Raw genomic sequence first — 13,186 nt, forward strand, 5'->3', positions numbered from 1 at the left:
GACGCTATGGTTTTGATGAGTCAATGCGCCCCCGCGGCCGCGTCGGCGCTGCCCGCTGCCGCGTGCGGCGCGTGGGCCAGCCAGACCAGCGGGATCAAGAGCAGGAACAGCGCGGCCGAGACGTAGAAGATGTCGTTGGCCGCGAGCATGAAGGCCTGCTGGTTCACCAGCCGCTCCACCTGCGCGAGCGCCTGCCCGTGCGTGAAGCCGCCGGCCTGCAGGCCCTGCAGCGCCTGGGCCAGCGCCGTGTTGCCGTGGTGCAGGCCCTCGGTGAGCTGGGCGTGGTGCAGCGTGGCGCGGCGCTCCCACAGCGTGGTGGCGATCGACGTGCCCACGGCGCCGGCGGTGATGCGCATGAAGTTCGACAGGCCCGAGGCCGCGGGGATGCGGTCGGGCGTGATCTCCGAGAGCGTGACCGTCACCAGCGGGATGAAGAAGAACGCCATGGCGATGCCCTGCACGATGGTGGGCACCATGATGGTCGCCAGGTCCGCCTGGGTGTTGAAGTTCGAGCGCATCCACAGCACCAGCGCGAACACCAGGAACGCGAAGGTGGCGAAGCGCCGCGGGTCGGTCCTGCCGATGTTCTTGCCCACCCAGGGCGAGAGCACCATGGCCAGCAGGCCCACGGGCGCCATTACCTCGCCGGCCTGCGTGGCGGTGTAGCCCATGTACTGCTGCAACCACAGCGGCAGCAGCACCACGTTGCCGAAGAACACGCCATAGCCCACGGCCGTGGCCAGCGTGCCGGCCCAGAAGTTGCGGTTCCTGAACAGTGTCAGGTCCACCACCGGATGCTCCTCGCCGCGCTCCCAGATCAGAAAGGCCGCCAGGCCGATGATGGCCACCAGCGCGCAGGCCACGACCCAGGGCGACTCGAACCAGTCGTGCTCCTTGCCGATGTCCAGCATGATCTGCATCGCGCCCACCCAGATCACGAGCAGCGCCAGGCCGATGGAGTCGATGGGCAGCTTGCGCCGCACCGTCTCGCGCTTGTGGAAGATGCCCCAGGTGACCAGCACGGCCGCGATGCCCACGGGCACGTTGATGTAGAAGATCCACGGCCAGGCCAGGTTGTCGGTGATCCAGCCGCCCAGCAGCGGCCCGGTGACGGGCGCGATCAGCGTGGTCATGGACCACATGGCCATGGCCAGCCCGGCGAGCGCGCGCGGGTAGCTCGACAGCAGCAGCGACTGCGACAGCGGGATCATCGGCCCCGCGACGAAGCCCTGCAGCGCGCGCGCCGCGATGAGCATCGCCATGTTGGGCGCCAGGCCGCACAGCAGCGAGGCGATCACGAACAGCGTGACGCTGGCCACGAACAGCCGCACCTGCCCGAAGCGCTGCGACAGCCAGCCCGTGAGCGGCACCGCGATGGCGTTGGCTACCGCGAAGCTGGTGATGACCCAGGTGCCCTGCGTGGGGCTCACGCCCAGGTCGCCCGCGATGGCGGGCAGCGACACGTTGGCGATGGACGTGTCGAGCACGTTCATGAACGTGGCGGCCGACAGGGCCAGCGTGCCCCAGGTGCGCGCGCTGCCGGTGAGCGGCGGGGGCAGCAGGGGCGCCGGGTGGGCGGGGGCGGCCATGGTCAGCGCGCGCCCAGGTTCGCCCGGATGATGCGGGCCACGTCGGCGTCGGCGCCGTTGTCCAGCGATGCGTACACGGCCGTCTGCGCCACCGGCTCCTGGCGCGGCGCCTCGGCCAGCGATGCGCCGCCGCGCTCCTTCGTGTCCACCGTCACCTCCATCGACAGGCCCACGCGCAGCGGGTGCTCGGCCAGCTGCTCGGCGTCGAGCACGATGCGCACGGGCACGCGCTGCACCACCTTGATCCAGTTGCCCGTGGCGTTCTGCGCGGGCAGCAGCGCGAAGGCCGCGCCCGTGCCCACGCCCAGGCCCGCCACGGTGCCGGTGTATTCGACCTTCTTGCCGTACAGGTCGGCCGTGAGCTTCGCGGGCTGGCCCAGGCGCAGGTGGCGCAGCTGGTTTTCCTTGAAATTAGCGTCCACCCACACCTGCGACAGCGGCACGATGGCCATGAGCGGCGTGCCAGCGGCCACGCGCTGGCCGAGCTGCACGCTGCGCTTGGCCACGTAGCCGTCCACGGGCGCGGGCAGGGCGGTGCGGCGGTCGGCCAGGTAGGCCTCGCGCACCTTGGCGGCGGCGGCGAGCACGCTGGGGTGCTCCTGCACGGCCACGCCCTGGGTCAGCGCCTGGTTGCTGGCGAGTTGCTCGCGCGCCGCCGCCACGCCGGCCTGCGCGGCCGCGAGCTGGGTGCGCGCGGTGTCGAGCTGGCTCTGCGCGTGCTGCAGCTCCTCCTTGGAGACGGCGCCGTCGCCCGTCAGCATCTGGCGGCGGCGCAGGTCGTCCTGCGCGCGGGCGATGTCGGACTGGGCGCGCGCCACGTCGGCCTCGCGCAGGCGCACCTGGGCGGCCAGCGTGGCGTTGTTGGCGTAGAGCTGGCGCGCCTGGCGCACGGCCTGGGCCAGCGCGGCCTCGGCCTGCTGCAGCGCGACGCGCGCGTCGGCCGGGTCCAGGCGCACCAGCGCGCTGCCTGCGCGCACCAGGTCGGTCTCGTCGGCCAGGATGGCCGTCACCGTGCCGCCGGTCTGCGGCGTGATCTGGATGACGTTGCCCTGCACGTAGGCGTTGTCGGTGTTCTCGTAATGGCTGGCCACCAGCCAGTCGTACAGGCCCCAGGCGGCGCCTGCGAGCACGACCACGCCTGCGAGCGTGAGCAGGGCCTTGCGGCGGGCGGGCTTGGCGGCGGGAGATTGCGGTGCGTTCATGGTGGATGCGGGACTTGTGTTGGGGGGAGTGGATTCAGCTCGCGGCATAGCCGCCGCCGAGGGCGCGCATCACGCCGGCCTGGGCGTCCAGGCGGCGCGCGGCCAGATCGACGGCCAGGCGGCGCTGGGCCAGCACCTGCGTCTCGGCCGAGAGCACCTGCAGGTAGTTGCCCAGGCCGGCCTCGTAGCGCTTGCGCGCGATGGCGTAGGCGGCCTCGGCCGCCTCGCCGGCCTGCCGCTGCTCGGCCATCTGGCGCTCGACCGACGCGCTCGATGCGAGCTGGTCGGCCGCGTCGCGCACGGCGTCCAGCAGCGCGGCGTTGTAGCTCTCCACCGCCGCGTCCAGGTCGGCCGACTTGCCCGCCAGGTTGGCGCGCAGGCGGCCCGCGTCGAAGACGGGCAGGCGCAGCGCCGGGCCCACGCCCCATTCGCGGCTGCCCGCCTCCACGAAGTTGCCCAGGCCCATGCTGGCCAGGCCCACGAAGGCCGTCAGGCTCACGTTGGGGTAGAACTGCGCGCGCGCCACGGCCACGTCCTGCGTGGCGGCTTCCACACGCCAGCGCGCGGCGGCCACGTCGGGGCGGCGGCCCAGCAGGTCGGCGGGCAGCGCGGCGGGGACCGCTGCGGATTGCATAGCTGCCAGCGCAGATGGGGTAAGCGCTAGGGCTGCTTTTGGCTCTCCGGCCAGCGCGCCCAGCGCGTTGCGCGTGAGGGCGGCCTGCTCGCGCAGCGCCTCGATCTGCTGGCGCGCCTCGGGCAGCGCGCCCTCGCTCTGGCGCAGCTCCAGCCGCGTGTCCAGGCCGGCGCTCACGCGCTGCTGCACCAGGCGCAGCACCTCGCCGCGCTGGGCCAGGGTGCGATCGGCCACCTGCAGCTGCTCCTGCAGCCGCGCGAGCTGCAGGTAGGCGTGCACCACGTTGGCCGCGAGCAGCAGGCGCGCGGCATCGGCGTCGGCGCGCGCGGCGCGGGCCGTGCCCAGGGCCGATTCGAGCGCGGCGCGGTTCTTGCCGAAGAAGTCGATCTCCCAGCTGCCCGACAGGCGCGCCGTGTCGATGTCCAGGATGCTGCCGGCCTGGCCCGGCGGGTAGGGGCCGTTCTCGCTGTAGCGCTGGCGCGTGAGGTCGGCGCCCGCGTTCACCTGCGGGCCGAGCGCGGCGCGCGCGGACCGCGTGAACGCCTCGGCGCGCGCGATGCGCGCGGCCGCCTGGCGCAGGCCGGGGTTGCCGTCCAGCGCCTGCTGCACCAGCGCGTCGAGCTGCGCGTCGCCGAAGGCGCGCCACCAGTCGGGCGCCATGGCGGCGGCTGGCGCGCCGGGATCGACGAGCGTGGCCGCGTCGCGCAGCCGTGCCTGCGGGGCGATGCCCGACATGTCGGCGCAGCCCGTGAGCGCCAGCAGCGCCGCGGCCAGCGCGGCGGCATGGAGCAGGGCCGCGCCGGGCGCAGGGGGGATGGAGAGCTGGTTCTTCATGTTGTGGTTCTCTCGGGTGGACGGGGCTTCTTCAGGAGCCCGGCATGGCGCGGGTGTTGGCGTAGATGCGGGCCAGGAAGTCGCGCAGCTGCGCCTCCTCGGCCTCGCTGAAGCCGCCCAGCAGCTCGTCCTGCACGCCGGTCAGGATGGCCGGCAGCCGCTCGGCCACGGCGCGGCCCTCGGGCGTGAGGGCGATGTTCACCACGCGCCGGTCTTCCAGCGAGCGCTCGCGCTGGCACAGGCCCTTGGCCTCCAGGCGGTCGAGCAGGCGCGTGAGGCCGCCCGCGTCCAGGTGGCACATGCGCGCCAGCGCCGCGGCCGTGCCCGGCGGGTCGAGCAGCAGGCGCAGCAGGGGTCTCCACTGCGCGTCGGTCAGGCCCAGGGGCTCCATGCGGCGATCGACCTCGGCGCCCAGCAGCGTGGCGATGCGGCGCAGCTGGAAGCCGATGCTGCGCTCCACTGCGAACGGCACGGGCAGCGACGGGTCCGACAGCGGACACAGGCCGTCGCCACCGGGGGGATCTTCTTCATGCGGTGATTTCATAGTGGAGACAATAATTGTCTTGGCAATTATTTACATGGGCAAATATCGAACCCCTGCCAGAAAGAGGGTTTTCCGGGTCCGTGCGGTCCATGGCGTGTGGAGTCGGGCGCGTCCGAGGCCAGCGGCCGCCGCAGCCGCTTGGACCTTGAACGCGCTCTCAGGGGGCTGGATCCCTGCCCGTGCGGGTCAGGTAGCGCTTGCGCCAGAAGAACACGGTGAGCGCCGCGGCGATCGCGGCCATGGAGCCCATGGCCCACCAGAAGCCTTCCCGCGTGTGCACGAAGGGGATGAACTCGAAGTTCATGCCGAAGATGCCGGCGATCAGGTTCAGCGGCAGGAACACGGCGGTGAGCACCGTGAGCGTGCGCATGATGTCGTTGGTGCGGTTGCTCTGCACCGAGAAGTGCATCTGCAGCACGGCCTCGGTGCTTTGCTCCAGGCGGCGTACGTGGTGCACCACGCGCTCGATGTGCTCCAGCACGTCGCGCGTGCGCACCTTGAGCAGGTCGAGCTCGCGCAGCGCGGCGGGCGTGTCGGGCTGCGGCGTCCAGGTGGAGAGGGCCTCGCTCCAGGCCTGCACGGCGGCGCGCTGGTCTTCGCAGATCTCGTCGAGCTGGTGCAGCGCCAGGCGCGCGCCGAGCAGCGCGCTCCAGTCGGTGAAGCGCGTGCTGGGCCGCAGCAGCTCGGTCTGCCAGTGGTCGAGCTGGCGCGAGAGCTCGCGGCGCAGATCCAGGTAGTTGTCCACGATGTGGCCCACCACGCGCACCATCAGGTCGGCGGGGCTGGTGGGCAGCCGGGCGCCGGCCACGGGGCCGGCGCGCAGCTCGCGCACCACGGCCTCGGCGGGGGTGGCAGCGGGTGAGGAGGGCGCTGCCTGCGAGAGCAGCCGCGCGGCGTAGGCGTCGCGCACGCCGCAGTCGCCCGGGTGCACCGACAGCAGCACCTGGTCGAACACGGCGAAGCCCACGGGGCTGGTGTCTATGCGCCGCAGCACGGGCAGGCCGCCGCGCGCGGCGGGCCGGGCCAGCGGCGCGCCGGCCTCGGCCTGCGCGGTGCCCAGGCGCCGCACCACGAGCAGGTCGTACTGCGAGGTGTAGTCGTAGTGCGAGGGCAGCTGCGCGTTGAGCAGGTCGGAGACGTGCAGGTCCACGAGCTGCTGTCCCGCCACGGCCTGCAGCATGGCCTGCAGGCGCGGCAGCTCGGCGCTGAAGGCCGCGCGCGTGCAGGCGATCCAGTAGAAGCCCTGCGCGGGCGGCGCCCCCGGCAGCTGCGCGAGTTCGCTGGCGCCCACGCCAGGCTGGAGGTGAAAGACCCGGAACGGCTGCGGGGATTTTTCAGGCAAATCGGCCTCCAGCGCTTGTCTGGCAAGCGTAAGCAGCTCTTATTTCGTGAGCAGCCGCGCGGCGTCCAGGGCGAAGTAGGTCAGGATGCCGTCTGCGCCGGCGCGCTTGAAGGCCAGCAGCGCCTCCATCATCACCTTGTCATGTTGAAGCCAGCCGTTGGCCGCGGCGGCCTTGAGCATGGCGTACTCGCCGCTGACCTGGTAGGCGAAGGTGGGCACCTTGAACTCGTCCTTCACGCGGCGCAGCACGTCCAGGTACGGCATGCCGGGCTTGACCATGACCATGTCGGCGCCCTCGGCCAGGTCCAGCGCCACCTCGCGCAGCGCCTCGTCGGTGTTGGCCGGGTCCATCTGGTAGACGTCCTTGTTGCTGGCGCCCAGGTTGGCGGCCGAGCCCACGGCGTCGCGGAACGGGCCGTAGAAGGCGCTGGCGTACTTGGCGCTGTAGGCCATGATGCGCGTGTGGATGTGGCCGTGGGCCTCCAGCGCGTCGCGGATCGCGCCGATGCGCCCGTCCATCATGTCGCTGGGCGCCACCATGTCCACGCCGGCCTGGGCGTGGGCAAGCGCCTGGCCCACGAGGATCTCGACCGTCTCGTCGTTCAGGATGTAGCCGGTGTCGTCGAGCATGCCGTCCTGGCCGTGGCTGGTGTAGGGATCCAGCGCCACGTCGGTCATCACGCCGAGCTGCGGGAACTCCTTCTTCAGCGCGCGCACCACGCGCGGGATCAGGCCCTCGGGATTCAGGGCCTCCTTGCCATCGGGGGTTTTCAGCGCCGCGTCGATGGAGGGAAACAGCGCCAGGTAGGGAATGCCCAGCCGCACGCACTCTTCGGCCACCGGCAGCAGCAGGTCCAGGCTCAGGCGCTCCACGCCGGGCATGGAGGGCACGGGCACGCGCAGCTGCGTGCCCTCGTGCACGAACACGGGGTAGATGAAGTCGTGCGGCGTGAGCCGGTTCTCGCGCACCAGGTTGCGGGTGAATGCGTCGCGGCGCAGCCGGCGCGGACGGTTGGCGGGGAAGGGGGTGGGGCTGGACAGATGCATGGGCGTGATTGTCCCCCACATCGCCGGGCGCGCGCGGTGGTAGGCTGCGCGTCCATGTCCGACCCGCAGACCTTCCTCACCACCATCGCGCAGGAGCAGGCGTGGAACCATCGGCAGATGCTGGAGCCCGTGGCGCAGCCGCGCTTTCGGGTGTGGACCTATGGCGCGCCCGCCATCGTGCTCGGCTGCTCGCAGCGCAGGTTCGAGGAGGAGGCCCGCGCGCGCCTGGCGCCTGGCACCGACCTGCTGCTGCGCCCCTCGGGCGGCGGCGCGGTGCTGGTCGGGCCGTGGATGGTCAGCTGCTCGGTCGTCCTGCCGCTGGACCACCCCTGGGTGCAGGGCCGCCTGCCCGACAGCTACCAGGGCCTGGGCCGGCTGCACGTGCAGGTGCTGGCGGCGCTGGGCGTGGCCGCCGAGGCGCTGCCCCCGGCGCAGGTAGATGCGGCCAACGCGCGCACCGGCCCTGTCGTGCCCTGGGCCTGCTACGGCAGCCTGGCGCCCTGGGAGGTGGTGGACGCCGCTGGGCGCAAGCTCGTCGGCCTGGCGCAGCGGCGCCAGCGCACCGGCGTGCTGCTGGTGGCGGGCACCCTGGTCGCGCCGCCCGACTGGGCGCTGCTGTGCCACGCGCTCGGCCAGAGCGGCGACGAGGCCGCGATGCGCCGGCGCACCGTGTCGTGCGCCCAGCTCGGCGCGCCTGCGCCGGACGCGCAGCGCCTGGCGCGGGCGCTGCACGAGGCGCTTGGTTCCGGGCTTGCGCCCGCCGCGTGCCAGTGCTAGATTGCCCCCGGGCGGCCGTGCCGCCCCCCGCTTCACCTCCCTGAGCGGGACCCCGGGGCGTCCACCGCCGCGGGGCTTTCCCGCCCGGTCCCGTCCGGGCTTCTTTTTTTCGCCGCCGCGCCGCCGCGCGCCACGTACACTGCGCCGATGCTCTGGGTCAAAGCCTTCCACATCGTCTTCATCGCCAGTTGGTTCGCCGGCCTGTTCTACCTGCCGCGCATCTTCGTCAACCTGGCCATGGTGCAGCCGGGCTCGGTGGCCGAGCGCGACCGGCTCCTCCTGATGGCGCGCAAGCTGCTGCGCTTCACCACCCTGCTGGCGCTGCCGGCCATCGGCCTGGGCCTGTGGCTGTGGCTCGGCTACGGCATAGGCATGGGGCCGGGCAATGGCTGGCTGCACGCCAAGCTGGCCGTGGTGGTGCTGGTGGTGCTCTACCACTGGGTCTGCGCGCGGCTGCTGAGCGCCCTGGCGGCCAATACCGACCAGCATGGCCACCGGTGGTTCCGCTGGTTCAACGAACTGCCCGTGCTGCTGCTCATCGCGGCCGTGGTGCTGGTGGTGGTCAAGCCGTTCTGATGGCTGGGGGCAAGCGCGGTGCACAAGACATCGGCCTGGCCCCTGGCGCTCATCTATGCGGCACTGATCGTCTTCGCCAGCCTGTTCCCGTTCGAGGGCTGGCGCGAGCAGGGCATCTCCCCCTGGGTGTTCTTCACCGCGCGCATCCCGCCGCCGTACTGGACCTGGTTCGACGTCAACCTGAACGTGGCCGGCTACGCGCCGCTGGGCTTCCTGCTGGCGCTGGCCCTGCTGCGCACCGGCTGGCCGCGCGCGGCCGTGCCGGCGGCGGCGCTGGCGGGCGCGCTGCTGTCGTTCGCCATGGAGTACCTGCAGATCTACCTGCCGCGGCGCGTGCCCTCCAACATGGACCTGGCGCTCAATGCCGCGGGCGCGCTGCTGGGCGCGCTCGCCGCGGCGCTGCTCGAACGCCTGGGCGCCATCGCGCGCTGGAGCCGCTTCCGCGAGCGCTGGTTCGTGCCGCAGGCGCGCGGCGCGCTGGTGCTGCTGGCCCTGTGGCCCTGGGCGCTGCTGTTCCCGGCGGCCCTGCCCTTCGGCCTGGGGCAGGTGTGGGACCGGCTGGAGGCGGCCCTGACCGAGCTGCTGGAGGACACGCCCTTCATCGGCTGGCTGCCCGTGCGCGAGCCGGTGCTGGAGCCGCTGTCGCCCGGCGGCGAGCTGCTGGCCGTGGCGCTGGGCCTGCTGATCCCCTGCCTGCTCGGCTACGGCGTGATGCGCCACGTGGGGCGGCGCGTGGCGTTCGCCCTGGCGGCGGCGGCGGTCGGCGTGGCGGTGACGGCGCTGTCCGCGCTGCTCAGCTATGGCCCGACCCACGCCTGGGAATGGCTGACCCCGGCGGCGCGCGCCGGCCTCGGCGTGGGGCTGGGCGCGGCCCTGGCGCTGGCGGCCGTGCCCCGGCGCGCCAGCGCGGCCCTGCTGCTGCTGGCGCTGATGCTGCACCTGAACCTGCTCAACGAGGCGCCCGCGAGCGCCTACTTCGCCCAGACGCTGCAGGCCTGGGAGCAGGGGCGCTTCATCCGCTTCTACGGCCTGGGGCAGTGGCTGGGCTGGCTCTGGCCCTACGCCGCGCTGATGTATGTGGTGCTGCACGTGTCGCGGCGCGACACGCAATCCTAGAATCGACCCATGAGCGATACCACGACCCCCTACTACCAGCGCCACATCTTCTTCTGCCTCAACGAGCGCAGCAACGGCGAGAACTGCTGCGCGCAGCACGGCGCGCAGCAGGCGTTCGAGCGCTGCAAGATGCTGGTCAAGCAGCAGGGCCTGATGGGCCCCGGCAAGGTGCGCGTGAACAAGGCCGGCTGCATGGACCGCTGCGCGGGCGGCCCCATCGCCGTGGTCTACCCCGAGGGCGTCTGGTACACCTATGTGGACGAGGCCGACATCGACGAGATCGTGGAGTCGCACCTCAAGAACGGCGTGGTGGTCGAGCGCCTGCGCACGCCGCCGGAACTCGGCCGCTGATCGGCGCTCTATCCTGGTTAGCAGTGTTTTTGGGCTGTAGCGCTTGTCCGGCAAGCGCGAGAAGCTCTTGATTGGATAGCAACGTGAATGCCCAGACCGAACGCCTGAGCCTGACCGGCCCGGCCGGCGCCATCGAGGCCGTGCGCGATGCCCCGGTCGCCGGCGCGCCGGCGCGCGGCGTGGCCGTGATCGCCCACCCGCACCCGCTGTTTGGCGGCACCATGGACAACAAGGTCGTGCAGACCCTGGCGCGCGCCTTCGTGGCCAGCGGCTTCGCCGCCGTGCGCTTCAACTTCCGCGGCGTGGGCGGCACGGCCGGCGTGCACGACGCGGGGGACGGCGAGCTCGACGACCTGCTGGCCATGGTGCGCCAGGTGGCGCCCGAGGGGCCGATCGCGCTGGCGGGCTTTTCCTTCGGCGCCTTCGTGACCAGCCATGCGATCGCCCGCCTGTGGGGCGAGCGGCGGGTGGAGAGCGCCGTGCTCGTGGGCACGGCGACCAGCCGCTTCACGGTGGCGCCGCTGCCGCCCGAGGCCCACATGCGCGCCCTCGTCGTGCACGGCGAGCACGACGAAACCGTGCCGCTGGCCACCGTGATGGACTGGGCGCGCCCCCAGACACTGCCGGTTACGGTTGTCCCCGGGGGCGGCCATTTCTTTCACGGACAATTGCCCCTGCTCAAGGGGCTGGTCATGCGCCACCTCCAGTCCATGCCCTGATTCCCAAGCGCCGTGCCGCGGCTGGCGGCATGGCGCAGATGCCCTCCAGCGGCCGCCCCGGCCGGTTTGTTTTTCCTGTTCCCCGAGTGCCTGTTTCCACCATGAAGTCTCTCCTGTCCTTGTTGCGATCCCTTGCCTGTGCCGCGCTGATGGCGCCCGCCATCCTCTGGGCCCAGGCGCCCCAGCCTCCCGAAATCGCCGCGCGCAACTACCTGCTGGTGGACGTGACGGCGGGCCAGGTGCTGGCCGCCAAGGACATCGACGCGCCGGTGGAGCAGGCGTCGCTGACCAAGCTCATGACCGGCTACCTCGTGTTCGATGCGCTGCGCGCCAAGAAGATCACGCTGGAGCAGCGCCTGCCCGTGAGCGAGCGCGCCTGGAAGATGCCGGGCTCGCGCATGTTCATCGACCCCAAGATGCAGGTGCCGGTCGATGACCTGCTCAAGGGCATGATCGTGCAGTCGGGCAACGACGCCACCATGGCCCTGGCCGAGGGCGTGGGCGGCACGGCGGAGAACTTCGTGCGCCTGATGAACGAGCAGGCCAAGGCGCTGGGCATGAAGAACACCGCCTACAAGAACCCCGAGGGCCTGACCGAGCCCGGCCACACCACCACGGCGCGCGACCTGGCCACGCTCGCCACGCGGCTGATGCAGGACTTCCCGCAGTACATGCATTACTACTCCACCAAGCAGTACCGCTACGAGGGCACGCCGGCCTCCAACGGCAACAACCGCAACACGCTCTTGTTCCGCGACCCGACGGTCGACGGCCTGAAGACCGGCCACACGGCCGCCGCGGGCTACTGTCTGGTGGCCACGTCCAAGCGCGACTTCCCGAACGTGGGGCAGCGCCGCCTGCTGTCCATCGTGCTCGGCGCCGCCAGCGAGAACTCGCGCGCCAACGAGAGCCAGAAGCTGCTGAACTGGGGCTACACGGCGTTCGACGCCGTCAAGCTGTTCGACGCCGGCCAGGCCGCCGCTACCCCGGCCGTCTGGAAGGGCACGCAGGGCACGCTCAAGATCGGCCGCCCCGACGCCATCGTGGTCACCGTGCCCTCGGGCAGCGCCGGCAAGCTGAGCACCGAGATCGTGCGCCAGGACCCGCTGATCGCGCCCTTCACCAAGGGCCAGCCCATCGGCACGCTGAAGGTGAAGCTGGGCGGCGAGCAGGTGGCCGAGGTGCCCCTGGTGGCGCTGGAGGACGTGGCGCAGGCCGGCATCTTCGGCCGCGCCTGGGACGCCATCCGCCTGTGGATCAAGTAGGCGGTTGCCTGCGAAGCTTCAAGCTGGTACATTAGAAGGCTTTTCGGAATTTCCGAAGGGATTCACGTTTTCGCTTTTCATTCACGTTTAGGGACGTATTAATGCCAACCATCAACCAACTCGTGCGTCAGGGCCGCACGGTCGAAGTTGTCAAATCCAAAAGCCCTGCCATGGAAAACTGCCCCCAGCGCCGTGGCGTGTGCACCCGCGTGTACACCACGACGCCCAAGAAGCCGAACTCCGCGCTGCGCAAGGTCGCCAAGGTGCGCCTGACCAACGGCTTCGAGGTCATTTCCTACATCGGCGGCGAAGGCCACAACCTGCAGGAGCACTCCGTGGTGCTCGTGCGCGGCGGCCGTGTGAAGGACTTGCCCGGTGTGCGCTACCACATCGTGCGCGGCTCCCTTGACCTGCAAGGCGTCAAGGATCGCAAGCAGGCCCGTTCCAAGTACGGTGCCAAGCGTCCCAAGAAGGCCTAAAGCGTCTTTTTGCAGGAAACATTCGGTGTTCGGAGGCCTGGCAGGCCGGCCGGACGTAGTGACCCCAACGTGCATGGTGCGCGCGGGTCGAGTAAGTGGGAGTCCCGGATGGGCTCTCGCGGTGCCGGGAACGGCGCCAACTGAAGCAAAGATAGAGGTGAGAAATGCCACGTCGTCGCGAAGTCCCCAAACGTGAAATCCTGCCGGATCCCAAGTTCGGCAACGTAGAGCTGTCCAAATTCATGAACGTGATCATGGAAGGCGGCAAGAAGGCAGTTGCAGAGCGCATCATCTACGGCGCCCTGGAACTGATCGAGAAGAAGCAACCCGAGAAGGATGCCCTGGAGGTGTTCGTCACGGCCATCAACAACGTCAAGCCCATGGTGGAAGTCAAGTCCCGCCGCGTGGGTGGCGCCAACTACCAGGTGCCCGTGGAAGTGCGCCCCGTGCGCCGCCTGGCCCTGTCGATGCGCTGGATCAAGGAAGCCGCGCGCAAGCGCAGCGAGAAGTCCATGGCACAGCGCCTGGCCAACGAGCTGATGGAAGCCACCGAAGGCCGTGGCGGCGCCATGAAGCGCCGTGACGAGGTGCACCGCATGGCGGAAGCCAACAAGGCCTTCAGCCACTTCCGCTTCTAAGCCTCAGCGCATCCCTATCGCACTGGCTGGGAGCCCGATTCGCCCTGTTTGGCGGACGGGCTCTTGGCCGTTA

14 protein-coding genes are annotated in these 13,186 nt (G+C 71.0%); 8 read left to right on the forward strand and 6 right to left on the reverse strand.

What is annotated here, in order from left to right:
- Positions 1–20 precede the first annotated feature (20 nt).
- From ACX12L_RS15250 to hemB, 6 genes are all read right to left on the reverse strand, one after another.
- On the reverse strand, positions 21–1,589 hold the full coding sequence (locus tag ACX12L_RS15250; protein ID WP_459263375.1) for a DHA2 family efflux MFS transporter permease subunit: 1,569 nt from the start codon (positions 1,587–1,589) through the stop codon (positions 21–23).
- A gap of 2 nt (positions 1,590–1,591) precedes the next feature.
- Positions 1,592–2,791: an efflux RND transporter periplasmic adaptor subunit gene (locus ACX12L_RS15255; RefSeq protein WP_416401358.1), complete on the reverse strand. Its 1,200-nt coding sequence runs from the start codon at positions 2,789–2,791 to the stop codon at positions 1,592–1,594.
- 34 nt (positions 2,792–2,825) lie between these two features.
- On the reverse strand, positions 2,826–4,259 hold the full coding sequence (locus ACX12L_RS15260) for an efflux transporter outer membrane subunit (RefSeq protein WP_459263376.1): 1,434 nt from the start codon (positions 4,257–4,259) through the stop codon (positions 2,826–2,828).
- Positions 4,260–4,290: 31 nt separating this feature from the next.
- Positions 4,291–4,803, reverse strand: a complete 513-nt coding sequence (locus ACX12L_RS15265; protein ID WP_459263377.1) for a MarR family winged helix-turn-helix transcriptional regulator — start codon at positions 4,801–4,803, stop codon at positions 4,291–4,293.
- Between the two features lie 157 nt (positions 4,804–4,960).
- Positions 4,961–6,145 (reverse strand): magnesium transporter CorA family protein, encoded by a 1,185-nt coding sequence (locus ACX12L_RS15270; RefSeq protein WP_459263378.1) that lies wholly within the window; start codon positions 6,143–6,145, stop codon positions 4,961–4,963.
- Between the two features lie 39 nt (positions 6,146–6,184).
- Positions 6,185–7,192: a porphobilinogen synthase gene (gene hemB, locus ACX12L_RS15275; RefSeq protein ID WP_459263379.1), complete on the reverse strand. Its 1,008-nt coding sequence runs from the start codon at positions 7,190–7,192 to the stop codon at positions 6,185–6,187.
- A gap of 54 nt (positions 7,193–7,246) precedes the next feature.
- On the opposite strand from hemB, the gene ACX12L_RS15280 reads away from it, so the two are divergent.
- The 8 genes from ACX12L_RS15280 (at position 7,247) to rpsG (ending at position 13,113) form a co-directional block, all read left to right on the forward strand.
- A complete protein-coding gene (locus ACX12L_RS15280) occupies positions 7,247–7,969 on the forward strand; it encodes a lipoate--protein ligase family protein (protein ID WP_459263380.1) in 723 nt (240 codons plus the stop codon).
- A 147-nt stretch (positions 7,970–8,116) separates the two neighbouring features.
- Positions 8,117–8,545, forward strand: a complete 429-nt coding sequence (locus ACX12L_RS15285) for a CopD family protein (RefSeq protein ID WP_459263381.1) — start codon at positions 8,117–8,119, stop codon at positions 8,543–8,545.
- An 18-nt stretch (positions 8,546–8,563) separates the two neighbouring features.
- Positions 8,564–9,661, forward strand: coding sequence for a VanZ family protein (locus tag ACX12L_RS15290; RefSeq protein ID WP_459263382.1), 1,098 nt, complete (start codon positions 8,564–8,566; stop codon positions 9,659–9,661).
- A gap of 9 nt (positions 9,662–9,670) precedes the next feature.
- Positions 9,671–10,012, forward strand: a complete 342-nt coding sequence (locus ACX12L_RS15295; RefSeq protein WP_013517314.1) for a (2Fe-2S) ferredoxin domain-containing protein — start codon at positions 9,671–9,673, stop codon at positions 10,010–10,012.
- Positions 10,013–10,095: 83 nt separating this feature from the next.
- Positions 10,096–10,731, forward strand: a complete 636-nt coding sequence (locus tag ACX12L_RS15300) for an alpha/beta hydrolase (protein ID WP_459263383.1) — start codon at positions 10,096–10,098, stop codon at positions 10,729–10,731.
- Between the two features lie 101 nt (positions 10,732–10,832).
- A complete protein-coding gene (locus tag ACX12L_RS15305; RefSeq protein WP_459263384.1) occupies positions 10,833–11,996 on the forward strand; it encodes a D-alanyl-D-alanine carboxypeptidase family protein in 1,164 nt (387 codons plus the stop codon).
- Positions 11,997–12,097: 101 nt separating this feature from the next.
- Entirely contained in the window at positions 12,098–12,475 is a 378-nt protein-coding gene (rpsL, locus tag ACX12L_RS15310; RefSeq protein WP_013517317.1) for a 30S ribosomal protein S12, read from the forward strand.
- A 164-nt stretch (positions 12,476–12,639) separates the two neighbouring features.
- The gene (gene rpsG / locus ACX12L_RS15315; RefSeq protein ID WP_013517318.1) at positions 12,640–13,113 is read left to right on the forward strand and encodes a 30S ribosomal protein S7; all 474 of its coding nucleotides are present in this window, start codon (positions 12,640–12,642) and stop codon (positions 13,111–13,113) included.
- The last annotated feature ends 73 nt before the right edge of the window (positions 13,114–13,186 follow it).

The sequence above is a fragment of the Alicycliphilus sp. T452 genome (assembly GCF_054512775.1).

Coding starts and splice junctions, on each gene's coding strand:
- ACX12L_RS15250 (WP_459263375.1), bottom strand. CDS start 1,589: ATGGCCGCCCCCGCCCACCCGGCGCCCCTGCTGCCCCCGCCGCTCACC.
- ACX12L_RS15255 (WP_416401358.1), bottom strand. CDS start 2,791: ATGAACGCACCGCAATCTCCCGCCGCCAAGCCCGCCCGCCGCAAGGCC.
- ACX12L_RS15260 (WP_459263376.1), bottom strand. CDS start 4,259: ATGAAGAACCAGCTCTCCATCCCCCCTGCGCCCGGCGCGGCCCTGCTC.
- ACX12L_RS15265 (WP_459263377.1), bottom strand. CDS start 4,803: ATGAAATCACCGCATGAAGAAGATCCCCCCGGTGGCGACGGCCTGTGT.
- hemB (WP_459263379.1), bottom strand. CDS start 7,192: ATGCATCTGTCCAGCCCCACCCCCTTCCCCGCCAACCGTCCGCGCCGG.
- ACX12L_RS15280 (WP_459263380.1), top strand. CDS start 7,247: ATGTCCGACCCGCAGACCTTCCTCACCACCATCGCGCAGGAGCAGGCG.
- ACX12L_RS15285 (WP_459263381.1), top strand. CDS start 8,117: ATGCTCTGGGTCAAAGCCTTCCACATCGTCTTCATCGCCAGTTGGTTC.
- ACX12L_RS15295 (WP_013517314.1), top strand. CDS start 9,671: ATGAGCGATACCACGACCCCCTACTACCAGCGCCACATCTTCTTCTGC.
- ACX12L_RS15305 (WP_459263384.1), top strand. CDS start 10,833: ATGAAGTCTCTCCTGTCCTTGTTGCGATCCCTTGCCTGTGCCGCGCTG.
- rpsL (WP_013517317.1), top strand. CDS start 12,098: ATGCCAACCATCAACCAACTCGTGCGTCAGGGCCGCACGGTCGAAGTT.
- rpsG (WP_013517318.1), top strand. CDS start 12,640: ATGCCACGTCGTCGCGAAGTCCCCAAACGTGAAATCCTGCCGGATCCC.